The organism is Acinetobacter lwoffii, assembly GCF_024129595.1.
GTDB lineage: Bacteria > Pseudomonadota > Gammaproteobacteria > Pseudomonadales > Moraxellaceae > Acinetobacter > Acinetobacter lwoffii_O.
On sequence record NZ_JAMXXS010000103.1, the window covers coordinates 1 to 503 of the forward strand.

The window sequence follows — 503 nt, forward strand, 5'->3', positions numbered from 1 at the left end:
GTCTTTCATCGCCTCTGACTGCCAAGGCATCCACCACATGCACTTAATTACTTGACTATACAACCCCAAACAGTCGTTTATCCTTACAAGTAGGATAAGCAACAGAGTTCGTCTTGCGACTTACTCATACAGTTGGCGTTTCGTAGATTTAACTACTGTACAGCTTCAATTAGATTCATATACCAAAACGCTTGATTCAGTTAATTTCGCTAGAACTCATTTCTTGTAGTTACCTACTTGAAACGAGTTTGAACAAATTATTTCAACTCAAATATATTCTGTTAATGATTTTTCCAGCCTTCGTCAGGTCAGGAAACTGTGATAAATCACAGAGGTTAATAACAATGCCGCGCATTATACGCTGCTTTATCACTAAGCTCTATAAGCTATCAAACCGTTTGCTTATTACGTATCCGAAGGAATGTATGGTGGAGACTAGGAGAGTCGAACTCCTGACCTCCTGCGTGCAAAGCAGGCGCTCTACCAACTAAGCTAAGTCCCCA

At 40.6% G+C, this 503-nt stretch carries 1 tRNA gene; it reads right to left on the bottom strand.

Annotated features, from left to right (window positions below):
• Positions 1 to 426 precede the first annotated feature (426 nt).
• Positions 427 to 502: transfer RNA gene (locus tag NI466_RS15825), tRNA-Ala, on the bottom strand.
• Between the last annotated feature and the right edge of the window lies 1 nt (position 503).